Here is a 23042-nt window from a genome sequence, read left to right as displayed (position 1 = left end):
GGGAAAGAGGCGTCTTTGGACGTCTCTTTCTTTTAATAACATAAAAGAGTATCTTATTATTTAGTAATTTTAGCCAAATCAATTACAACACTACAATGAAATTTATTTACTTTCTATCTTTCACAATTACATTATTTGTTACCCAAATCCATGCACAAACCATCTTTACAGAAAAACAACGTGCAGTAATAATTGATACGATTTTAGAAGAGCGATTTAACAAGTTATTACCACAATTGATGGATAGTACGGGTTTTGATATGTGGGTTGTTATTTCAAGAGAGTATAATGAAGACCCGGTGTTGCGAACTATGCTTCCAGCTACTTGGTTAAATGCACGTAGACGCACAATTTTGGTTTTTTATAGAGACAAATCAAAAAACACCATTGAGAAACTTGCAGTAGCCAGATATAGTGTGGGCAAAAGCATTATATCTGCATGGGATAAAGAAAAAGAACCAGATCAATGGAAAAGACTTGTACAGTTAATTGAAGAACGCAATCCTCAAAAAATAGGCCTCAACTATTCTACCAATTTCAATATTGCAGACGGTTTAGTGAAAACAGATTATGAAGAATTCATTGAATATCTTCCCAAGAAGTATCAAAAGCGAATAACTTCTGCAGAAAAATTAGCCATTGGATGGATAGAAACTCGTACGCCTCGTGAGATGGTTATTTATAATCAATTGGTTACCATAACCCATAACATTATTGCTGAAGCCTTCTCTGAAAAGGTAATTACACCAGGAATTACAACTACGACTGATGTAGAGTGGTGGATGCGCCAAAAAGTTACAGATTTGGGGCTGGAAACTTGGTTTCATCCAACGGTAGATGTGCAAAGAACTAGCGAAAAACTGGTAGGACATTTATATTCCTTCTCGGGGCGTCCAGATGATTTGATTATACAACCGGGAGACCTTCTACATTGTGACTTTGGAATAACGTATCTAAGACTTAATACAGATTGTCAAGAACTAGCTTATGTGCTTAAACCTAATGAGAAAACGGTACCTGACTTTCTTCAGAAAGCACTTGCTAAAGGCAATCAACTACAGGACATTCTAACGGGCAACTTTAAAACAGGAGCAAGCGGTAATGAGATTTTATTAAAATCATTACAAGATGCAAAGAAGAAGGGTTTACGTCCTTCAATTTATACACATCCATTAGGAAGCTATGGGCATTCTTCTGGACCAACAATAGGTATGTGGGACTCACAAAATGGGGTGCCTGTAAATGGAGATTACTTGTTATTACCCAATACTGTTTATGCCATTGAATTAAATACTAAAATCTATTTAGAAGAATGGAAAAGAGACATACGAATAATGTTGGAAGAAGCCGGATTTTATGGAGTAAATGGATTTAGATATGTAAATGGTAGACAAACTCATATACTAACCATTCCAAGAATTAAAGCCCATATAGGAAACTAATAAATAGGTAAATCGTATATTTTAAAAATTACTTTGAATGCAAAATTACCCATTTAAAGGTATTTTTACTTAAATAGTAGTTTCTTACCTTAGTGGTAAACAAACTACCCATGAAAAAAGCGGCATCTTTCAAGTCGTATATACTCTATTCCTCACTTGCAATTAGTACGGTATTGATGGTGTTTATATCCACTAAATTTGCCATTAACGATTTTGTAAGTCATCCTCAATTTGAGAATTTTATTCATTTTGACAGATGTATACAACTCATCCAAAATAAAGACAAAACAACCTTATTTAATGCGTTTTTTATTCTTGATTTTATCTGGGCACCACTGTTACTTATCAGTATGTATAAAATCATTATCAAACTAAACAAAGGCTTTCGCAATAGAAACGCACTGTTTTTTATCATTTTTTCCATTATTGCTTATGCTTTTGATGTAATGGAAAACACTCTTTATTTATTAAACAATTCAAAGTATCTTGAAAAGATAGTCTCATTTAAAAAGATCGCATATCTCCTTGCAGCCATAGTACTACTTTACAATTTGTATAAACGCTATGTGCATGATAAGAACAGAAATATTTATTTTTTTCTAAAAACTTCTTTCCTGAGTATACTTATCATTTTGGTAATTACCGTACTTATTACAATGGTAGATCAAGGTGGAACCATTTTGGTAGAGTTAATATCTACTTGGCATCAAGTATTACTAACATTCTTTCTTTTGAATTTTTTAGTAGTGATAATTTCACATTACCCTATTTATATGCAGATTTGGAATGTTTTGGATAAACCATTCGCGCCTGATGGTCTTAGGCTAGTGATGTCTAAGCTAAATAGAGTGATATTAGGTTTTGGGATTATCTATTTTATTCCTCAAGGCGATAAAGAATATGATCCATTCATAACAAAGTTTCTTAGAAGAAGCTTGGGTATCTTGCTATACATGTCCATGTTTTACGTAGTTTTATTTACTTCAAATAAATATTTTGAATGGGATTATGACACTGCCAAACTAACCGGTTTTATAACCATTTTACTATTAATGTTTTTCTACTATATGGAAAAGCGAAAAGAGAGACATGATGATATATTGGATGGAAAAAAGGAAGGTGATAAATGGGAAAGTGCTAAACAATTAACCCGTTTGCTTAAATGGTATCCACAGGTACTACTCGCTGGACTATTAAGTGTAATATTAGCGACTATTATTTCTGCTATTTTTGAGTGGAATAGAACAACCATAATTGTAATTTTAACAGTACTATTTTTAAATACACTGAGTTACATTTATTTTAGACTCTCTAGATCCTATTTACGCTATATTTTTTATTCTGAAGCACTGCAGTCATCTAATCCTCATCTCATTGATGAAAAAGTACTTAAATATTTTAGTAATTCTAATAAAGCATCATATCCTTTTTTTAGCGATTTGATTTTTAGAACAGGACAATTCTTAGCTTATTTAAGTGATAACAGAAAATACCTGCGCTTTATGAGAGTGGGAGGTTTATTATCTTTATTATTTATATTTTTTATCAATTTAATTCCACTTTACGGTTTTGTCTTTAACCCATTAAATGTTATCCTACTCTATATTATTTTTTATTATTCGGTAATTATTATTTTGCTAAAACACTTATTGTTTTACAACAAAACTGTTGTAACAGATACAACAAATACTCCGTTCTCCTCTTTTCTAAGTTTTCAACCAATTTTCAAATACCTTTTTCCTATTCTTATGGTAGTTTTGGTTGGATGGGGATTTTACAGCACTTCAGTAGGTAATGATTTACATACGCTAACACTAATTCCAGAGAATCAAGATGCTTCAATACCTTTAAAAAACACAAACGATCCTTCTTTAATAAATATAAAAACTTTTGTTGAGCAGTATGACCCTATAATTAGAAATGATACGGTGAATACTTTTTTTGTCGCTTCTTATGGCGGAGGATTAAAGGCTAACCTATGGAATCTACTTGTCTTGAATGAATTGAATAGAGACTCTAATTTTTTTAAAAATACTTTGTGCTTTTCTGGAGTATCTGGAGGAGCATTAGGCATAGGCAATTATCTCAGAATCCATGATCATTACGCAACCTTTGAAGAACGCAATATTGCAAATATTAGAGTGGGAGAATCCAATTTATTGTCCACAGAAATTGCGTATTTATTAGGAGCCGATTTGTTCAGAAGGTATATTCCTATAGATAATTTGTTTTCAGATAGAGGTAGATCTTATTATTCAATGAAGCAGCATGCATTACATACCGGAGATCTTGGTGGCTTTAATACAATTTCTTTTAGATCAAAATGGTCAGAACTTTTTAGAAAGGAGAACTATTTTCCTGCGGTAATTATTAATGCTACTTCTACTAAAGGTAAGCAAGGTGTATCTCTTTCAATTTTCACAAAAGATACCGTTGTACCCGCTGCAGATGATATTTTATTGTTTGAAGATAGAAAAAGACAGGAGTCACTAAGTTATTACGGAGCGCTATCTACCTCAAATCGTTTTCCATTTCTTAGTCCTGCGGCTAAAATTGAAGGTAAAGGTTATTATTTAGATGGTGGATATTTTGAAAACTCAGGTTTGCTAAGTGCAGGAGAATTCAGAGATTATATATTGCCAAACCTTAAAGAAAAAAAGAAGCTAGATTCTGTTTTGATAAACCCAATATTCGTAAATATTATAAATTCTAAAGATTATTATGCTCTAAGAAAAATTAAAGAATGGGGGGTGGAGTTAAATCCAGAAAACGGACTCACCTCTGGAGAACTTTCAGCTATATTGAGTACCCTGATTTCTACTGAGAAATTACCCAGGTATGTAACCGAATCCATTATTGGGGAGGGAGAAGAGGGCGTAGAAAAGATATTTATGCCTCATAAACTTGATTATAAGTATGTCACAAAGATTTTGGGTGGTGAACCTAAAAATCCGCTAAAACTTATTGAACATCTAGAGATTCATAATAAAACAATAGATAAGGCTTTAGAAAGTTATCATCATTATAATTTAAATGATTGGGGTATAGTAACCCCACCATTATCTCGCTTATTAGGAGAGGTGGCTGTTAAGTATCAAGAAGCAATGATAAACAAACACCCTGCTGTAATGAAGCAAATAGCCAAATTGAAAAGTCATGTTAGACCTGAATAACTCCTAGGTTAAACGGTTTTTCTATAGGTGCATGATTTGCCGCCTCAATACCAATTGAAATCCATTTTCTGGTATCTAAAGGATTTATAACTCCATCCGTCCATAATCTTGCGGCAGCATAATAGGGTGAAGTTTGAACATCATATTTTGATTTGATTTTATCAAATAGTTCTTTTTCTTTTTCTGGAGTAATTTTTTCTCCTTTCTTTTTTAATGAGGCGGTTTCTATTTGCAGTAATACCTTAGCTGCCTGTGCACCACCCATTACAGCTAATTCTGCACTTGGCCAAGCAAATATGAGTCTAGGATCATACGCCTTACCACACATGGCATAATTACCTGCACCATAACTGTTACCAATAATGACTGTAAATTTTGGCACTACCGAATTACTTACTGCATTTACCATTTTGGCTCCATCTTTAATAATACCACCATGTTCTGATTTACTTCCAACCATAAATCCGGTAACATCCTGAAGAAAGACTAAGGGTATTTTTTTCTGATTACAATTTGCTATAAAACGAGTTGCTTTATCTGCAGAATCTGAATAAATGACTCCACCAAATTGCATTTCTCCTTTTTTAGTTTTCACCACCTTTCTTTGATTTGCAACAATACCCACTGCCCAACCGTCAATACGTGCATAAGCTGTAATAATAGACTGTCCATATCCTGCTTTGTACTCATCAAATTCAGAGGCATCTACCAACCTTTTAATAATCTCATACATATCGTATTGATCACTTCTAGACTTTGGAAGAATACCAAACAATTCTTCTGGATTCTCCGCAGGTTTAGAAGTTTTTATTCTATTGTATCCTGCTTTGGTGAAATCTCCTGTTTTTTCCAAGATATTTTTAATGGTATCAAGGGCATCTTTATCATCCTTAGCCTTATAATCTGTAACACCGCTAATTTCACAATGGGTAGTTGCTCCTCCAAGAGTCTCATTGTCAATAGTCTCTCCAATAGCAGCTTTAACCAGATAACTCCCAGCTAGAAAAATACTTCCTGTTTTATCAACAATTAAGGCTTCATCACTCATAATGGGTAAGTAAGCACCACCGGCTACGCAACTCCCCATCACCGCTGCTATTTGAATAATCCCCATACTACTCATTACTGCATTATTACGAAATATCCTTCCAAAGTGTTCTTTATCAGGAAAAATTTCATCTTGCATAGGCAGGTAAACCCCCGCACTATCTACTAGGTATATGATAGGTAAGCGATTTTCAATTGCAATTTCCTGTGCTCTTAGATTTTTTTTACCGGTTATAGGAAACCATGCACCAGCCTTCACTGTAGCATCATTTGCAACAACTACGCATTGTTTTCCGCTTATAAATCCTATTTTAATTACGACTCCTCCAGAAGGGCATCCCCCATGTTCTTGATACATATTATCTCCTGCAAAAGCTCCAATTTCTACACTGGGAGCTTTCGCATCTAGCAAATAATTAACACGTTCTCTGGCAGACATTTTACCAGTTGCATGCAGCTTGGCCAATCTTTTTTCTCCACCTCCTAAATAAACCTTAGCGAGGCGTTTTTTTAAATCTGAAAGAAGTAGTTTATTATGATCTTCGTTTTTATTGAAGTTGATATCCATTGTCTATTGCAAATTTGTGCTAAATTACGAAATCGAAATAATTACTTTCCCTTAATATTTCCCTAAATTGTGCGATATTTGAATGAAAATCTTAAATAAAAACTATGGGAATGAATAAAAACACCGTGCTTGGGTATGCAACTTTAATTATGATTATAATGGGTCTTATTTTAATTGCTTTAGGCGTTTTTAAATACAGTGAAGTTTCTGGAATAGGTTTTGGAACCGTAGGAGTTGGTTTTTTTGCAATTGCATGGGTTTTTAATGCGCTCAAAGGACGGGTTTAATTCACAATAATATAGATTTAATTATAAAAATATGTCAGACGATAAGAAAGTCATCTTTTCGATGAATAAGGTTTCAAAAACCTTTCAAAGTACCAATAAACAAGTTTTAAAGGATATATACCTGAGTTTTTTTTATGGCGCGAAAATAGGAATATTAGGTCTTAATGGGTCTGGAAAATCTACACTGTTAAAAATTATAGCAGGTATAGAAAAGAATTTTCAGGGAGATGTGGTATTTGCACCTGGCTACTCAGTTGGGTATTTAGAACAAGAGCCTGTTTTAGATGATGATAAGACAGTTATTGAAATAGTAAAAGAGGGTGTTGCTGAGGTAGTAGCTGTTCTAGATGAGTATAATAAGATAAATGATATGTTTGGTTTGCCTGAGGTGTATGAAGATGCAGATAAAATGCAAAAACTAATGGACCGGCAAGCAGAATTACAAGATAAAATTGATGCGACTAATGCCTGGGAATTAGATACTAAACTTGAAATTGCAATGGACGCACTGCGTACTCCTGAACCAGAGACTCCTATTAAAAATCTATCTGGTGGTGAAAGAAGAAGAGTTGCTTTATGCCGTTTGTTATTGAAACAACCAGATGTATTACTTTTAGATGAACCTACTAACCATTTAGATGCAGAATCTGTTTTATGGCTAGAACAGCATTTACAACAATATAGTGGAACTGTAATTGCTGTAACCCATGATCGCTATTTTTTAGATAATGTTGCTGGCTGGATTCTGGAACTGGATAGAGGAGAAGGAATACCATGGAAAGGAAATTATTCTTCTTGGCTTGATCAAAAAGCCAAAAGATTAGAACAACAAGAAAAACAAGCAAGTAAGCGAAGAAAAACATTAGAAAGAGAACTTGAATGGGTTCGCATGGCACCCAAGGGAAGACAGGCAAAGCAAAAAGCTCGTTTAAACAATTATGACAAATTGCTAAATGAAGATCAGAAGCAATTAGACGAGAAATTAGAAATATATATTCCTAACGGACCTCGATTGGGTACTAATGTCATAGAAGCAAAAGGTGTTTCAAAAGCATTTGGTGACAAATTATTATATGAAGATCTAAATTTCAATTTACCACAAAATGGTATCGTGGGTATTATTGGACCTAATGGCGCTGGAAAAACCACTATTTTTAGAATGATCATGGGAGAAGAAAAACCAGACAAAGGTATTTTTGAAGTAGGTGAAACGGTCCAAATTGCTTATGTGGATCAAACACATAAAAATATTGATCCTGAAAAATCAATTTGGGAAAATTTCTGCGATGGTCAAGAACTAATTATGATGGGAGGTAGACAAGTAAATTCACGTGCCTATCTAAGTAGATTTAATTTTTCAGGAAGTGAGCAGAACAAGAAAGTGGCTACACTATCTGGAGGTGAGCGTAATAGATTGCACCTTGCAATGACACTGAAGGAGGAAGGAAATGTGCTTTTACTGGATGAACCAACTAATGATCTTGATGTAAATACATTACGCGCACTAGAAGAGGGGTTAGAAAATTTTGCTGGCTGCGGAGTAGTGATTTCTCATGACCGGTGGTTCTTAGACAGAATTTGCACCCATATTTTGGCATTTGAAGGAGATTCACAGGTTTACTTTTTTGAAGGAAGTTTTTCTGATTATGAAGAGAACAAGAGAAAAAGATTAGGATCAGATGTGACTCCTAAAAGAATTAAATACAAAAAACTTATAAGAGATTAATAAACATAAAAAAGCCTAAACCTAATAGTATGTTTAGGCTTTTTTATGTTTATTAATTTGGATACCACTCTAACAATTTTACTTCTATATTTTTGTTTTTTGCGTTTACCAATGCTTTAAATTCTGAAACATCACTCATATCAGGCTTTCCCCTATAATGGTATGGATAAACAATGGTAGGCTTAAAATCTAGTACCGCATCTGCTGCTTGATAGATATCCATTGTGTAAGGTAAATTCATGCAGATAAAAGCAATATTAATATTCTGTAAAGCTCTCATTTCTGGGATATCTTCTGTATCACCACTTATATAAATTCTTTTATTTTTTATGGTCAATATATAGCCGTTGCCTCTTCCTTTAGGATGCCTGCTTGTGCTATCATCGGGTAAATTATACATAGGGATAGCTTCTATTTTTATGTCTTTAAAAAATGCACTATCTCCATTGTGGAGAATTTTACTTACCAATTTAAATTTTTCTGGAAGTTTATCGTTTACGGCTTCGGGAACAATAAATGTTGCTTTGGCAACATCTATACTTTCCAAAGTAGGTAAACTTAAATGATCTCCATGTATATCTGTAATAAGAATTAAATCTGCTTGTGGCTGGTTTTTAAACCTTTCCATTTTTCCATATGGGTCTACATAAATAGTAGTATTTGTAGTTTTAATAATAAAAGTCGCATGATTTATAGGGATAATTTCTAAATCATTGTCCGTAATATTTTTAGTTTCTTGAGCCATAATAAATCCAGATAGTAAGAATAAAAAGTATTTTATTTTTTTCATTTTTGTTTAAATATAGGTTAAATTGGCATTAATTATTACCACTTATCGAAAATTTACTCTTATTTATCCTTTGCACGGCGCATGGATTTTAATAAAATACATAAATTGCAAATCCAAATCTTTAAATCATTGAAAACGAATCTCTTCATAGTTTTATTTATACTGGCCTATTGTGGAGGTGTCTGTGCACAAGATTTATCTGAAAATGAAATGGCTAAAGCTAAAGACAGCATAAATAAGCTTCTTGACTTGGCATATGATGCAGATTTAGCTCTTGATATACAGAGCTGTATTGAATTATCTTCTAAAGCGATAGAACTGGCGACAAAAGTTGGAGATGAAAAATCAGTTTATCATGCATATAACACCATAGGTATTAATCATGAAAAGATTTCAGAATTTGATGATGCCGAATACAGTTATAAAAAAGCACTAAATATTGCATTAAAATTAAAAAATGATACTTTAAAAGCATGGTCTTATAATAATTTGGGAAATGTATACTCCGATGGATATAAGAAAATTGATTCTGGTCTTGAATATTATGAGAAAGCACTTAAGCTAGCAAAAAAAATTAAAGATACATTTGAAATATCAATACCTGTTATCAACATAGGATGGACCTATATTGATAATAAAGAGTATGAGAAAGCATTACCTTATTTAGAAGAAGGATATAAATATGCATATGATGTAAAAAATGGGGATGCAAGTGCAAAAGTGCATACCAATTATCTTCTTGCTCGTTATTATCGTAGCAAAAAACAATATAGTAAATCTTATAATTATCTTCAGAAAGCTATAGAAATTGCCAAACAGAAATCAATGGTTGTGGAGTTGGCAGATATTTATAAAGAAGCAACAGCACTTTATGAAGATCAAGGATTAATTAGCAAGGCTTTTTCTGCTCTTAAAGAATATCTTGGTTATAAAGCACTTTTAACAAAAAAAGAACGCGTCAAACAAATGCAAATTGCCAGAGCACAATTTCATTACGAGGAGAATTTGAGAAATGTAAAAAAATTAGAAAAGGAAAGGCAATTACAGGAGACTATTGCCAAACGATCTAGAATTATAACACTTATCTCTGTTTTAGTAGTGATTATTCTATTCATTTTGCTTTTAGCACTGTATAAGAATTATATGGATAAGAACAAATTGAGTAGTATTTTGCAAACTCAGAATGATACTCTTGAAAAAGCTAAACAAGAAGCAGAAAAACTATCACAATTAAAAACACAATTCATTTCTACAGTAAGTCATGAACTTAGAACACCTCTTTATGGGGTAGTGGGACTCACATCGCTATTATTAGAAGAATCTAACCTCTCCAAAAAAGAACATCAATATTTAAACTCCCTAAAATTTTCTGGAGATTATTTACTAAACTTAATTAACGATGTACTTCAACTAAGTAAAATTGAATCTAATAAGCTTAAGTTAGAAGAAACTGATTTTAGCATTAATACGCTTTTCAACAACATTGTTAATTCCTTTGAATATCAATTAGAACAAACCAAGATCAAAATTCATGTGATTATTGATGAGAGTATTCCAGAAACGCTTAAGGGTGATATGGTACGCCTCTCTCAAATTTTAATTAATCTAATAGGAAATTCTATAAAATTTACGCCAAAAGGAGATATATGGTTTAGAGCTATCAATGCTTCAGAACCATCAGCAAAGGAAAAATTGATAATACGCTTTGAAGTTGAAGATAATGGAATAGGGATTCCAAAAGAAAAACAAAAAGAGATTTTTGAGAATTTTTCACAAGTAGATAGAGATCATATTGATTTTCAAGGAACTGGATTGGGGCTTTCAATTGTAAAGAAATTGGTGAATTTGTTTGGAGCGGAGATAGAGTTAGTGAGTGAACGAGGTAAAGGTTCTAAGTTTAGCTTTGCGATTGCATTCAAAAGAGGAAACTCAGCAGATGTTCCAAAAATCAAAAAAATGGTAGAACAATCTTCTAGATCAAATAATAAAATTTTAATTGTAGAGGATAATAAGATTAATCAGATAGTAACTCAAAATATACTTAGTAAGCAAAATTTTGAAACAAGTATTGTAGATAATGGTTTGGATGCAATTGAAGCGGTTCGAAATAATAATTTTGATTTAGTTCTTATGGATCTTAATATGCCTCGAATGAATGGATTTGATGCAACAAAAAAGATAAGAGAGTTTAATAAAAAAATACCCATTATTGCATTAACTGCGGTCGCTATAGAAGAAATAAAAGCCAAAGTCTTTGAATCAGGGTTAACAGATATTATCAACAAGCCTTATGATAATCAAGAATTTTATATGGTAATCTTAAAAAATATAAAAAAAACCGAAGAAAGTTATACTAAAACGAACCCATAAAGTAGTATAATTTTGATTTTATAAATGATAGAATTTAGCTTTAATTTTTTGCCTTTCTATCCATAGTTAACCTTACTTCCAAGAAATTAATCACTTTATCGTCTAATTATCGATTTATTTTTTTTAGTCCATTTTAATGCTTAAAATTAACACGGTTATAGTTCATAAAGTTGAAAAGGTATTTAGTTACACTTCTGATCTTATCGGTTAGTTTTAATGTATTTCCACAAAATACATATACGTCCGAAAAGGATAGTATTTTGAAGTTTTTTGCGCAAGCAGAAAAACTTCAAAACTCGTATGCCCTAACAGAATCGGTGTTAATGGCTCAAAAAGTTATTCGCTTATCTCAAAGAGCAAATGATTCTTACCATCTCAGTTTAGCCCATAATTTACTGGGTATTAACTATGAAGAATTATCACATTACAAGGATGCACAGCAAAATTATGAGAAAGCCGTAGATTATGCTCGACTCATAGGAAACGATACTCTCATTGGAAGAGCTCAAAATAATTTAGGGAACATCTCTGTAGTTTATCACAAAGACTTTGTTAAAGGGAATAATTACTATTTAAAAGCACGGCAAATTGCGGTAAAGCATAAGGACACATCAGAAATACTAACCCCAACTATTAACCTAGCCTGGAATTATTTAGAATCAGGAGAATTAGACAAAGCTTTTAAAGAATTAGACCAAGCAAAAACGTATGTGAAGCAATTTGAAAGCGATCAGCAAAAGTTTTACGTTAATTTTCTTTTAGGTAATTACTACAAAATAAAAAAACAATATTCTTTAGCACTTAATTATTACGACAAGGCAGTTGCCTATGGAAAGCAATCAAATATGATAGATGAGGTTGCAGATGCTTATTTGGCTAAATCTGAGATATATAGTAGAATAGGAGAAACAGACAAATCTATTATAGCTCAGAAGAAGGGGCAAGAATTTAAGAATCAACTCGTAAAAAAAATAAAAGACAATTTACTTCTAGATAGAGTTATTGCTTCTAATGAATTAGGAAGACTTTCTTCGGATTCTTTAAAATTGGGTTCTCAAAACCTACAAAAAGTAAATCAACAATTAGCTTCTGAAAGCTTTTTTAGCACTTATTTTCATTGGTTCATTTATGCTTTTCTTTTAATAGCTTTTTCAATTATCTTATGGTTTTTATTGAATAAACACCAACAATCACAGAATAGGCTTACAGATATGCTGAAAACCCGAAATGAACATTTAAAGGCAGCCAAAGAAGAAGCAGAAAAGTTATCAAGACTTAAATCACAATTTATTTCTACAGTAAGTCATGAATTAAGAACTCCTTTGTACGGAGTAGTTGGATTAACATCTCTTTTATTAGAAGAAAACAATCTTTCCTCTCAAGAGAATCAATACCTGAAATCATTAAAATTTTCAGGAGACTATTTATTAAATTTAATTAATGATATTCTTAATCTTAGCAAAATAGAATCTAATAAGGTTTCTTTTGAAAAAACTCCCTTTAATATAAGGGATCTGGTTGAGGATGTTATTAACTCGTTTAAATTTCAGCTTGATAAAAAGAATAATAAAATTCATGTTTATATAGATAAAAAAATTCCTAATGTTCTTAAAGGGGACGATGTTCCGCTCTCACAAATTTTAATAAACTTAATAGGTAATGCTGTCAAATTTACTTCTTATGGAAATATCTGGATATTTCTCAAGCTTATTACAATAGAAGAAAACAAGGCATCTGTAAATTTTATTGTAAAAGATGATGGACCAGGAATTCCAAAAGAAAAACATGAAGAAATTTTCGAAAACTTTTCACAATTAGATCGAGAGAATAATGAATATCAAGGAACTGGCTTAGGATTATCTATTGTTAAGAAACTCATTGATTTAATGGATGGGGAAATAAAATTAACCAGTTCTGAAGGAGAAGGAGCTGCATTTAATTTCAATTTAAATTTTGAGATTGCCTCCGAAAGTGCGGGGCATTTGGCAAAGGAAAAAATTCTTGAAAAAAATGCAGTAAGTGGAAGTATTTTTGGTAAAGGATATAAAGTGTTAATCGTAGAAGATAATAAGATTAATCAAATTGTCACAAAGAACATTCTTCTAAGAGAAAACTTTGAATGCGAGGTTGTAGATAATGGGTTGACTGCTATTGAATATGTGAAAAGAAATAAGTACGATTTAATTTTAATGGATCTCAACATGCCTCTCATGAGTGGAATAGATGCCTCTATTAAAATTAGAGAGTTTGACCAAGAAACGCCCATTGTGGCACTCACTGCGGTTGAAATAGAAGATGTAAAAGAAGATATAGAAAGAGCAGAGATTAACGATATCATTAATAAGCCCTTTGACAAAAGTGAGTTTTATAAGATCATTCTAAGAAATATAAACAAGAATGAAGCTATTGCCTAATATGCACTTGATAATTTATTCTTTACACTTATTCATTGGTTCTGGTGATAAGGTTCTACTACAAAATAGTTTTTAAGTCACTCCCATTTAGAGGCTCTTCAAATAATCTGAAAGTGAAGGGTTAAAAGAAATAATTACTGTTTAGTTTAATTTATTGAAGTAATATTGTTGTAAATAGTCTTGTGAAGGGTTGAATTGGTTAGCTCTTTTTCAACACGACTCCTATTTTCCAGAAAAGAATGGTTTGAAAAATGGATGATAGACTTTATTACTTGATCTATTGCGATTCTAATAGGAGTAAGGTTCGTCTATAGTTCTTCATTTTTACTGCTTAATTCAATAGTATGTTTTTGTTATTACTTTGGTTTTTGCTGATAGCTAAATAACCTTTGTTGTTTAATTTTTTAATTGTGTGTTTTGCTGTGGGCTGTGTAATATTTATTTTAGTATAAATAAAGTTATTGGTTATTTTAGGTTTATACGCAATAATTTGGAGTAGTATAAAAAGGTGAGGGTCAAAATTCATAAATGTTTGGTCATACAACCATTGCACTTCTCTTATAAACTTATCGCTTCATCTTGTTAATCTAGAATCAAGATCCAGCTCGTTAAGGGAATTCAATATTACCATAACGAATTTATAGAAGTGTTTTTTTAAAAACTCAAATAGATTTTTAGTTCCAGAACAAATTTTTACTTTCTTAAATAATCTAGGATCAAATAGGAGATAAGTTTTCCACTCTGTTCAAGTTCTCTTTTATTTTCGGGATTAGGAGCCGCTTCACATATGTGCAGATATAACGCATTTTTTTGCTTACCGAATGTATACACAAGATTACGAACCTGATTTACATCAAACCCGGTCGGTGTCATGGCACTACTAGGAATATTTATAATGGAGTCACAGTCTACTTCAATCCCAAAAGGGCTACTGGTAATAAAGTCTTTTACTTTGTTGATTTGAAAAGCCATTCCTTTTGATTTTTTTATTTCAAGTTCTTCATAGGTATTAAATTGAATTCTTGATTTTTGATCAGCCATTTTTTTTAGCATTTCTTTAGAAAGAAAATCTTCATGAACCCCAAAGGCAAAATAATTCCCTAAAAACCCTTCATTATATGCATAAGAAAACCCATTACCGCTATGTCTACCCTCTAAAGGACGTAAATCTGTATGTGCATCAATGTTAACAGCATTAATAGGTTTATTAAGTGCTAATGCACAACCTTTAAGAATGCCGTAGCAATTATTATGTCCTCCACCAATAATAATAGGTTTTTTTCCTGAGGCAACAATAAGTCTTATATAATAGGTAACTTCTTTATCAATCTCCACAGTCAGACTCCTTGCTTTTTCAATAAATTCTTGATTTTTATGGAATGATTTATCAAAATCTTGTAACTCTTTAGTATAATCAAGATAACCTAACAGAAGTAGTTTTCCCGTTTTGGTGTATGAATTACTTTGTATATTGAGTAATGATTTCAAAGTAGCATCCCATGCAAATCTTGCTCCTGGTTTACCATAATTACCAAAAATGCCTATATCTTCTGGAACCCCCATAAGAACAAATTTTGATTTAGAAGCTAAAAGTTGTGCTTCTAGGTTGGAAGTATCATGTATATAACTAATTTTCTCACCCATTTTAACATCTGGCTTTCGGTGATCAATTATATGCTGAATTTCTTCTAATTTATAGGTTTTAAGCTTTTGATGCATGTATTTTAAAAATTGTAGATTTGAAAAAAAATAGAGATACGTAAATCTAAAAAACTAATTTCATACGTATATACATTAGGCGCATAAATTTGAAGCGTTAAACTAAATTTTATTATTATGACCGAATCTAAAAACAACAATGGATTAAAAGTAGTTGCAGTATTGCTAGGTGTAGTATTAATAGGTACTTTATTTTACACAGCAAGCCTCTATAAAGATAAAAAAGAGACTACTGCGCGGCTTATTGATGATAGGAATCTTGTTATTGAAGATTTAAATAATCTAAAATCCGATTACGACAGAGCAATTGAAGAAAGTGAAAGTACTAATCAAGAATTAGTAGAAGCTAGATCAAGAATAAATCAATACATTGACTCTGTTAAAACTATGAAAGCAGATATTTCTGCACTTTACAGATACAGAAAGCAAGTTAGACTATTGGAAAATGAAAGAAAATTTCTTTTGGCACAAAATGATTCTCTACGCAAATCAAATACTTTGATTGCAATGCAGCGAGATAGTACTATTGTTGCGTTACAAACACAAACGTTTGTAGCAGACTCACTTGTAGAGCAAAATACAAGTCTTGCGAAAGTAGTTGAACTAGGATCTGCACTTAATCTAGCAAAATTCTCAATAGATGCGGTAAAAGAGCGTTCTAGTGGTAAATTGGTTTCTACCACAAGAGCGAACAGAGCAGATAAAATAAAAATATGTTACACGGTTGCAGGAAACAAAATTGCAAATGCCGGAGATCGTCAATTCTATATTCAGGTAAAAGATCCTGCGGGTAATATTGTAGGGGAAAATTCAACAGCTTCACTAGAAGATGGTACTTCTGTGGTTTATAGTAAGGTTTCTAACTTCTTTTTCGAGAACACCCCATTAGATGTATGTGATTATGTTAATAAGCCGGGAGATGATTTTGCTAAAGGTAATTATGAGGTGGTAGTATATGACTCCGGACTCAATGAGTTAAGTAACTCCAAATTTGTACTAAAATAAGATTAAATTAAGAATCATATTGATGAAAAACGCTCCCATTAAGGAGCGTTTTTTATTGTATTAAAGTACCCTTAATAAATACGTTTTCTATTTGATGATTTCCAAAAGAATAGGGTAAAAAATTATAATTCTCTATTTTTTTAGTCATCATAAAATTAGCCTTTTTGCCTATCGTGATAGTTCCAACCGTATTTTCCAAGCCCATAGCATAAGCCCCATTAATAGTGGCAGCATTAATAGCTTCTTCTGGGGTCATTTTCATTTTAATACAGGCAAGGGAAACTACAAAATTCATATTGCCCGAAGGGGCAGATCCCGGATTATAGTCAGATGCTAATGCCAAAGCAATCCCTTCTTCCATAATTTTTCTTGCAGGCGTATATGGAATTCCAAGAAAAAAGGAACATCCGGGCAAAGCTACAGGAATTGTAGTACTATTTTTAAGCGCGCAAATATCATCATCATCTAGAAGCTCTAAATGGTCTACTGATCTCGCATTTAAATCACAAGCAACCTTAATACCGCCCAAAATAGAAAATTGATTTACATGTATTTTGGCGGAAAGACCATATTCATTGGCGGCTTCAAGTATTCTTTTGGTCTCGTTGACTGAGAAATAATTTTGTTCACAGAATACATCAATAAAATCTGCTAATTGTAATTTTGAGATTTCAGGAAGCATCTCAGTAATAATAAGATTCAAATATTCAGCTTTTCTATTTTTAAACCGATTTGGTATAGCATGCGCTCCTAGAAATGTAGCCTTAATTTCAACAGGATACTCATTTTGAAGCCTTTTAATTACTCTGAGCATTTTTAACTCTGATTCCGTGTTAAGACCATATCCACTTTTTATTTCGATAGCACCCGTACCCATCGCAATAACAGATTTGAGCCTTTCTGATGCCTGTTTATAGAGTTCCCTTTCTGAAGTATTTCTTAACTTTTCTACTGAATTAAGGATTCCGCCACCTCTTGCTGCGATTTGTTCATATGAGAGTCCTTGAATTTTATCCCTAAACTCATTTTCTCTATTCCCAGCAAAAACAAGATGTGTATGACTATCGCACCATGTTGGTAAGACGAGCCTTCCAGTGCAATCATAGGCCTCATCAAATGCAGAAATTTCTGGACATTCCTCCATCTTACCAAAATTAGTAATTCTACCTTCAGAAGAGGTTAAGAACGCATTTTCTAGTAATGGAAGTTCTTTCATTTCAGCACCTTTTACAAAAGAAATGCTCTTTTGTCTTACTTGGAGCAGTTGCTTAATATTGTATAAAAGTATTTTCAATCTAAAGTGATTAGAAATAAAAAACGCTGCATTGGCAGCGTTTCTAAATTTATTTTAAAGAGACCCCACCATGTCTTCTGGTTTTACCCATTCGTCAAACTGTTCTGCAGTGAGATACCCTAAATTTATAGCCTCTTCTTTAAGAGTTGTACCGTTTTTATGGGCAGTATTAGCAATTTCGGCAGCCTTATAATAACCAATTTTAGTATTCAATGCAGTAACTAACATAAGGCTCTTGGTAACTAGTTCATCAATACGCTCTTTGTTAGGCTGTATACCCTTTGCACAATGCAAATCAAAACTCCTACATGCATCCCCCAGTAATCTTGCAGATTGCAATAAATTAGCTGCCATAACGGGTTTAAATACATTTAACTCATAGTGGCCTTGTGCACCGCCTACTGCTATAGCCACATCATTCCCAATAACCTGAGCACATACCATGGTGAGTGCCTCACATTGTGTAGGGTTTACCTTTCCTGGCATGATAGAGCTGCCAGGTTCATTAGCAGGAATAATAAGTTCGCCAATTCCACTTCGTGGTCCAGATGCCATTAATCTTATATCATTTGCAATCTTATTTAAAGAAACTGCCAATTGTTTAAGGGCCCCATGGGTTTCTACGAGTGCATCGTGCGCTGCTAGTGCTTCAAATTTATTTTCGGCGGTAATAAATGGAAGTTCTGTGAATTTTGCAATAAATTCTGAAACTCTTTTGGCATAACCTTTAGGTGTGTTTATTCCAGTACCAACTGCGGTTCCACCCAGTGCTAATTCTGAAAGATGCGCTAATGAATTTACAAGAGATTTAAGACCATGATCTAATTGTGATACATATCCAGAAAACTCTTGGCCTAAGGTTAGAGGAGTTGCATCCATTAAGTGGGTACGACCTATTTTAACCACATTTTTGAATTCTATAGCTTTATCTTTAAGAGTCTCTCTAAGTTGCGTAATTCCTGGAATGGTATTCTCTATGATTAATTTATAGGCTGCGATATGCATACCTGTAGGGAACGTATCATTGGAGGATTGTGATTTATTAACATCATCATTAGGTTGCAAAGTTTTATCACCTTCGCCAATTTTTTTTCCAGCTAATTGATGCGCTCTATTGGCAATTACCTCATTTACATTCATATTGCTTTGAGTACCAGAACCCGTTTGCCATATAACCAAAGGAAATTGATCGTCATGCATTCCTTCTAAAATTTCATCACATACTTTACCGATGAGATCTCTTTTTTCAATTGGAAGTACTCCAAGTTCACAATTAGTATATGCAGCTGCCTTTTTGAGAAAAGCAAACCCATAAATGATTTCTAAGGGCATTGAGGAAGGAGCTCCAATTTTAAAATTATTCCTGGATCTTTCTGTTTGTGCCCCCCATAATTTATCTGCGGGAACCTGCACTTCCCCCATGGTGTCTTTTTCTATTCTGAACTTCGTCATAAAATAATCCGTTTAAAAAATGAATACAAATTTAAGGTTTTGTGTGTGGAAAAGTAATTGCCAACTCTTATTTTTATTTGGAATTGATACTATTTAAAAAGAAATAGAGTATTCTACAAAAAACATTTTCCTATCTATGAATTTTAAATTTTAAGCAGTACCTTTGATCACGAATTCGAAAATTTCCGGAAATCATGTTTGAATTTGATCAGTATTTAGGTTTTTTATCTTTTCTTACCATCGTTACGATAGGATTTTGGTTAATGATATTTTTATTAACTGTTATAATTCCTTATTGGGTGGGAGGGGCTGTAATAGAGCTTTTAAAAGAACGCAGAGACGCTAAAAGAGCTGCAAGAAACGAAGTGTAAAAAAAAAAGAGGCCAATTGGCTTCTTTTTTTATCCCTCAAAATCATCTTCTTCAAAAGAGCCATTTCCTCTTCTTTGTTTTCGTTTGTTCTCCTGTTCATTAAATCGATATGTAAATGTGAGATTAAATGAACGCTCTCTCCATTGAAATTCGCTATATACGTTTGTATTAGGTGTAAAAGAATCAGAACGTCTTTTTCTACTATTAAAAACATCATTTATACTTAAAGCAATATTGCCCTTATCTTTAAAAATTTCTTTACTAAATGCCAGGCTGGTAGTGAGAATTCCTTCGTTCTTACTCTGGGCGGTCTCTGATGGCCCTCTATAAAACAAACGAGTTTGCCAATTAATTTTTCCAGGAAGCGTGTAAGTGCTATTCAATCTGGCAAACCAACTAATATTGTTTGCATCAAAATTTTGACCGTTAAAATCTCCTCTTACTTCCTGTCCAAAAAAGTTAAGATTGGTGTTAATTCTCCATTTTCTACTGGGCACATAAGAGAAAGTAAATTCAAAACCATAGCGGTTATTTGTGGAGAGGTTTACAGGAGTTCTTCTTAGAACAGGCACTTCAACTAAAGGACTCCCAGAATCATTAGGATCGCCACTTATAATTACAGTTTCTCCAGTTTCTTCTGTAATAAAATTAAAAGCATTTGTTTCTCTCTGGTAATACACAGAACCATTAACAGATATTTTTGTCCATCTTTTTATATACCCTACATCTACGGTATTAGAGTAACTTGGGTCTAGATCAGGATTTCCCTGAAAGAGATTTGTGGCACTAGATCTAGAAGGAAACGGATTGATAAAACGAGATCTGGGTCTTCTTATTCTTCGGTTATATCCAAGTGTAATACTTTCCTTTTGATTAAATTCATATGCCAAATTTATAGTAGGAAAGAAATCAGTATAGGTTTTTAAATCTTTGGTGTTTAGAGTCTCCTGAATGATACTAATTCTAGAATCTTCCATTCGTAACCCCAATAAATATGAAATTTTTTCTCCAGCTTTATTTCCATATTGAGTGTATACTGCATTTACGTATTCTCTGTATAAAAGAACATTTGTAAGTTCCTGATCAGGAATTAAAGCACCTATATCATTTTCAAAAGACACCTCATAATCTGTTTCTAATTCTACAAAATTACCACGATAGCCTAATTCAAACTGGCCATTTTTCCCTACTGGTAATACATAGTCTGATTGCACTAAAATTCTTTGTTGGTCTTCAAGCGTTGTTACGCCCTCTCTCTGAGTATCTCCAATTGGGAATATTTCGGTATCAATAATTATAGAACGTTCGTCTTCAGAACTACTTTCAAACTGGAAGTCGGCAGTAAGCTTGTGACCATCTTTTTTGAAATTTTTAAAATAATTCAGAGAATACTGGATGGTTAGATCATCTTCAGTTTCTGGATCAAACCTTCTGGTTCTACTAGTGAGGTTTCTATTGGTATCAAAATTGAAGATATCATTCGTGTTTTCAGAGGTATTATCACGGTTTCTATAGAGCATGCTTGCTATTATAGACGACGATTTATTTATAAAATATTCTACCCCAAAATTAGTATTTAAACCTTTGCGACTTCTATCAAATTTTCTTGTTTCCTGGGTAAAAGTGCTAGGGTCATCATCGTTTAAATATTCTGTGTCCGTAAAAGAATTTCCAGGCACCTCATTAATACTATATCCAGTATTGGTGAAAAAATTAAACTTTTTAATTCGATAATTTAGGTTTAACGATACACCTGCCTGAAAAGGATAGCCAAGATTGGTAGTTACGGAACCATTTATACCTGTTATTTTCTCAGTTTTTAGAATGATGTTTAAAATACCTGCAGTTCCTTCGGCATCGTATCTTGCCGATGGAGAGGTTATCACCTCTACTTTTTCTATGGCATCTGCTGGAAGTTGTCTAAGCGCATCTGTTCCATTAAGTCCAACTAAGGCAGATGGTTTTCCATTAATAAGTATCCTCACATTGTCATTCCCTCTAAGTGCTATGTTTCCTTCTACATCTACAGTTACGGCGGGTACATTATCTAATACATCTGTTACAGAGCCTCCAAGAGCAGTTAGGTCTTTACCCACATTATAGACTCTTTTATCCAATTTAATTTCTACTTGTGTTTTTTCTCCTCTAACTACCACTTCGTCCAATTGTTGGGTATCAGCAGCCAATGCAAGTGTTTCCAAAGTAGTTGCTTCTTTAAGCAGTCTATTAAAAATAGTCAAGGTTTTAAACGAAATAAATTCTGCTTTAATATCATAAGTGCCAGGCGATAAAGAAACCTCATATTCACCACTTAAATTGGTGATGGCTCCAGTGAGGATCATTTTTCTTTTTGTATTTTGAAAACTAATTGTTGCAAACTCTAATGGTTGACCCGTTTCTTTTTCAACTATTTTACCTTTAACGATTATTTGTTTTTGCTCAGGTCTATTTTGAGATTGAACGCGTATCACTATCATAAAGATGATAGCAAACCATAAAATTTTTCTCATCAATGAGTTATTTGCACTTATTAATACCTTTGACGTTGTCTTCTCATGTTAGAACGATTTTTATTGCGTTCTTTTTTTTGAAGTTTTTCAAAAACTTGTAGTTGCTCTTCATTGAGAAAAACAAGTAGATCTTCCTTTTGTTTTTTTCGTAATGATGAAAGAGACTCTTTAAGTTGTTCTCTTGAATCTTCTGATTTAAGAAGTATCAAAGCTTTTGTATTGTACTCTTTAAGATTTGCTTTTAATAATGCTTTTTGGAGGTCGTCTAGCTCAAGTTCAATACCTAATTTTTCTACTTGTTTTTCTATTTGCTCTTCCATTTTTGAATTGTTTAGATTCTCAGAAGAATTTTGAGCCTTAAGGCTTACACTAAATAGGACAAAAATACCTAGTGACAAAAAAAATATTAGTTTTTTCATAGTAAAATTAAGAATATATACTTGAGACAACGAATTTAAATTTTGGTTTAAAGAAAGCAAGTTAAATATGTGTTAAATAAAAAACCAACTGAATTTCAGTTGGTTAAACATATTATAATATGGATTTCACTTTTTCTGGTGGACGACCAATAACTGCCTTATTATCTTTAATTACAATAGGTCTTTCTATGAGCTTTGGATGTTTAAGCATAAGCTTAATAAGTTCTTCATCACTTAATAATTTATTCTTGAAGTTCTCTTTCCAAATGGATTCATTTTTACGAATTAAATTTTCAGGCTTTAACCCTAAACAATTTAATATTTGCCGTAGCTCTTTTTCCGAAGGAATGTTTTCTAAATATTTAATTACTTCATAGGATTCTCCTGATTTTTCAAGAATCTCTAAAGTTTGCCGAGATTTTTGACATCTCGGATTATGATAAATTTTAATCATA

General features: G+C 32.7%; 17 protein-coding genes. 8 read left to right on the top strand and 9 right to left on the bottom strand.

Going from position 1 to position 23042, the window contains the following annotated elements; genetic code table 11:
• Nucleotides 1–95: 95 nt before the first annotated feature.
• A complete protein-coding gene (locus WBG07_RS01750) occupies nucleotides 96–1442 on the top strand; it encodes a M24 family metallopeptidase (protein ID WP_340198760.1) in 1347 nt (448 codons plus the stop codon).
• 110 nt (nucleotides 1443–1552) lie between these two features.
• Nucleotides 1553–4615 (top strand): patatin-like phospholipase family protein, encoded by a 3063-nt coding sequence (locus WBG07_RS01745; RefSeq protein ID WP_340198759.1) that lies wholly within the window; start codon nucleotides 1553–1555, stop codon nucleotides 4613–4615.
• On the opposite strand, the gene WBG07_RS01740 is transcribed toward WBG07_RS01745, so the two are convergent.
• On the bottom strand, nucleotides 4602–6230 hold the full coding sequence (locus WBG07_RS01740) for an acyl-CoA carboxylase subunit beta (protein WP_340198758.1): 1629 nt from the start codon (nucleotides 6228–6230) through the stop codon (nucleotides 4602–4604). The two genes, WBG07_RS01745 and WBG07_RS01740, sit on opposite strands and share 14 nt — an antisense overlap.
• Before the next feature lie 110 nt (nucleotides 6231–6340).
• Between WBG07_RS01740 and WBG07_RS01735 the strand changes: the two genes are divergently transcribed.
• Nucleotides 6341–6517 carry a CAL67264 family membrane protein gene (locus tag WBG07_RS01735; protein ID WP_340198757.1) on the top strand — a complete coding sequence of 59 codons (177 nt, stop codon included), beginning with the start codon at nucleotides 6341–6343 and terminating at the stop codon, nucleotides 6515–6517.
• Between the two features lie 31 nt (nucleotides 6518–6548).
• Nucleotides 6549–8243: an energy-dependent translational throttle protein EttA gene (ettA, locus tag WBG07_RS01730; protein WP_340198756.1), complete on the top strand. Its 1695-nt coding sequence runs from the start codon at nucleotides 6549–6551 to the stop codon at nucleotides 8241–8243.
• Between the two features lie 52 nt (nucleotides 8244–8295).
• Here ettA and WBG07_RS01725 read toward each other — a convergent pair whose 3' ends face one another.
• Nucleotides 8296–9033 carry an MBL fold metallo-hydrolase gene (locus WBG07_RS01725; protein WP_340198755.1) on the bottom strand — a complete coding sequence of 246 codons (738 nt, stop codon included), beginning with the start codon at nucleotides 9031–9033 and terminating at the stop codon, nucleotides 8296–8298.
• Nucleotides 9034–9162: 129 nt separating this feature from the next.
• Between WBG07_RS01725 and WBG07_RS01720 the strand changes: the two genes are divergently transcribed.
• Both WBG07_RS01720 and WBG07_RS01715 read left to right on the top strand, forming a co-directional pair.
• Complete coding sequence (locus tag WBG07_RS01720) at nucleotides 9163–11403, top strand: response regulator (RefSeq protein ID WP_340198754.1); 2241 nt, start codon at nucleotides 9163–9165, stop codon at nucleotides 11401–11403.
• Nucleotides 11404–11573: 170 nt separating this feature from the next.
• Nucleotides 11574–13817 (top strand): ATP-binding protein, encoded by a 2244-nt coding sequence (locus WBG07_RS01715; RefSeq protein ID WP_340198753.1) that lies wholly within the window; start codon nucleotides 11574–11576, stop codon nucleotides 13815–13817.
• 331 nt (nucleotides 13818–14148) lie between these two features.
• Here WBG07_RS01715 and WBG07_RS19440 read toward each other — a convergent pair whose 3' ends face one another.
• Complete coding sequence (locus WBG07_RS19440) at nucleotides 14149–14343, bottom strand: MarR family transcriptional regulator (protein ID WP_413788809.1); 195 nt, start codon at nucleotides 14341–14343, stop codon at nucleotides 14149–14151.
• 167 nt (nucleotides 14344–14510) lie between these two features.
• On the bottom strand, nucleotides 14511–15536 hold the full coding sequence (locus WBG07_RS01710; protein WP_340198752.1) for a formimidoylglutamase: 1026 nt from the start codon (nucleotides 15534–15536) through the stop codon (nucleotides 14511–14513).
• Between the two features lie 117 nt (nucleotides 15537–15653).
• Here WBG07_RS01710 and WBG07_RS01705 point away from each other — a divergent pair, with 117 nt between their 5' ends.
• The gene (locus WBG07_RS01705; RefSeq protein WP_340198751.1) at nucleotides 15654–16541 is read left to right on the top strand and encodes a hypothetical protein; all 888 of its coding nucleotides are present in this window, start codon (nucleotides 15654–15656) and stop codon (nucleotides 16539–16541) included.
• A gap of 52 nt (nucleotides 16542–16593) precedes the next feature.
• Here the strand turns inward: WBG07_RS01705 and hutI are convergent, their stop codons facing one another.
• Nucleotides 16594–17835: an imidazolonepropionase gene (gene hutI, locus WBG07_RS01700; RefSeq protein ID WP_340198750.1), complete on the bottom strand. Its 1242-nt coding sequence runs from the start codon at nucleotides 17833–17835 to the stop codon at nucleotides 16594–16596.
• Nucleotides 17836–17889: 54 nt separating this feature from the next.
• Nucleotides 17890–19287, bottom strand: coding sequence for a class II fumarate hydratase (gene fumC / locus WBG07_RS01695; RefSeq protein ID WP_340198749.1), 1398 nt, complete (start codon nucleotides 19285–19287; stop codon nucleotides 17890–17892).
• 194 nt (nucleotides 19288–19481) lie between these two features.
• Between fumC and WBG07_RS01690 the strand changes: the two genes are divergently transcribed.
• The gene (locus WBG07_RS01690) at nucleotides 19482–19658 is read left to right on the top strand and encodes a hypothetical protein (RefSeq protein ID WP_340198748.1); all 177 of its coding nucleotides are present in this window, start codon (nucleotides 19482–19484) and stop codon (nucleotides 19656–19658) included.
• A 29-nt stretch (nucleotides 19659–19687) separates the two neighbouring features.
• Here WBG07_RS01690 and WBG07_RS01685 read toward each other — a convergent pair whose 3' ends face one another.
• The 3 genes from WBG07_RS01685 to arsC form a co-directional block, all read right to left on the bottom strand.
• Entirely contained in the window at nucleotides 19688–22168 is a 2481-nt protein-coding gene (locus WBG07_RS01685; RefSeq protein WP_340198747.1) for a TonB-dependent receptor, read from the bottom strand.
• Between the two features lie 20 nt (nucleotides 22169–22188).
• On the bottom strand, nucleotides 22189–22488 hold the full coding sequence (locus tag WBG07_RS01680) for a PDDEXK family nuclease (protein WP_340198746.1): 300 nt from the start codon (nucleotides 22486–22488) through the stop codon (nucleotides 22189–22191).
• A gap of 211 nt (nucleotides 22489–22699) precedes the next feature.
• Complete coding sequence (arsC, locus tag WBG07_RS01675; RefSeq protein WP_340198745.1) at nucleotides 22700–23041, bottom strand: arsenate reductase (glutaredoxin); 342 nt, start codon at nucleotides 23039–23041, stop codon at nucleotides 22700–22702.
• Nucleotide 23042: the final 1 nt, after the last annotated feature.

This window comes from Ascidiimonas meishanensis (genome assembly GCF_037782385.1).
Taxonomy (GTDB): domain Bacteria; phylum Bacteroidota; class Bacteroidia; order Flavobacteriales; family Flavobacteriaceae; genus Ascidiimonas; species Ascidiimonas meishanensis.
Note: the sequence above shows the minus strand (reverse complement) of the source record. Positions and strands in the feature narration are given on the sequence as shown.

Excerpts from the sequence above, each read along its gene's own strand:
- WBG07_RS01750 (WP_340198760.1), top strand. The coding sequence starts at position 96 with ATGAAATTTATTTACTTTCTATCTTTCACAATTACATTATTTGTTACC.
- WBG07_RS01745 (WP_340198759.1), top strand. The coding sequence starts at position 1,553 with ATGAAAAAAGCGGCATCTTTCAAGTCGTATATACTCTATTCCTCACTT.
- WBG07_RS01740 (WP_340198758.1), bottom strand. The coding sequence starts at position 6,230 with ATGGATATCAACTTCAATAAAAACGAAGATCATAATAAACTACTTCTT.
- WBG07_RS01735 (WP_340198757.1), top strand. The coding sequence starts at position 6,341 with ATGAATAAAAACACCGTGCTTGGGTATGCAACTTTAATTATGATTATA.
- ettA (WP_340198756.1), top strand. The coding sequence starts at position 6,549 with ATGTCAGACGATAAGAAAGTCATCTTTTCGATGAATAAGGTTTCAAAA.
- WBG07_RS01725 (WP_340198755.1), bottom strand. The coding sequence starts at position 9,033 with ATGAAAAAAATAAAATACTTTTTATTCTTACTATCTGGATTTATTATG.
- WBG07_RS19440 (WP_413788809.1), bottom strand. The coding sequence starts at position 14,343 with ATGAATTTTGACCCTCACCTTTTTATACTACTCCAAATTATTGCGTAT.
- WBG07_RS01710 (WP_340198752.1), bottom strand. The coding sequence starts at position 15,536 with ATGCATCAAAAGCTTAAAACCTATAAATTAGAAGAAATTCAGCATATA.
- WBG07_RS01705 (WP_340198751.1), top strand. The coding sequence starts at position 15,654 with ATGACCGAATCTAAAAACAACAATGGATTAAAAGTAGTTGCAGTATTG.
- fumC (WP_340198749.1), bottom strand. The coding sequence starts at position 19,287 with ATGACGAAGTTCAGAATAGAAAAAGACACCATGGGGGAAGTGCAGGTT.
- WBG07_RS01690 (WP_340198748.1), top strand. The coding sequence starts at position 19,482 with ATGTTTGAATTTGATCAGTATTTAGGTTTTTTATCTTTTCTTACCATC.
- WBG07_RS01685 (WP_340198747.1), bottom strand. The coding sequence starts at position 22,168 with ATGAGAAAAATTTTATGGTTTGCTATCATCTTTATGATAGTGATACGC.
- WBG07_RS01680 (WP_340198746.1), bottom strand. The coding sequence starts at position 22,488 with ATGGAAGAGCAAATAGAAAAACAAGTAGAAAAATTAGGTATTGAACTT.
- arsC (WP_340198745.1), bottom strand. The coding sequence starts at position 23,041 with ATGATTAAAATTTATCATAATCCGAGATGTCAAAAATCTCGGCAAACT.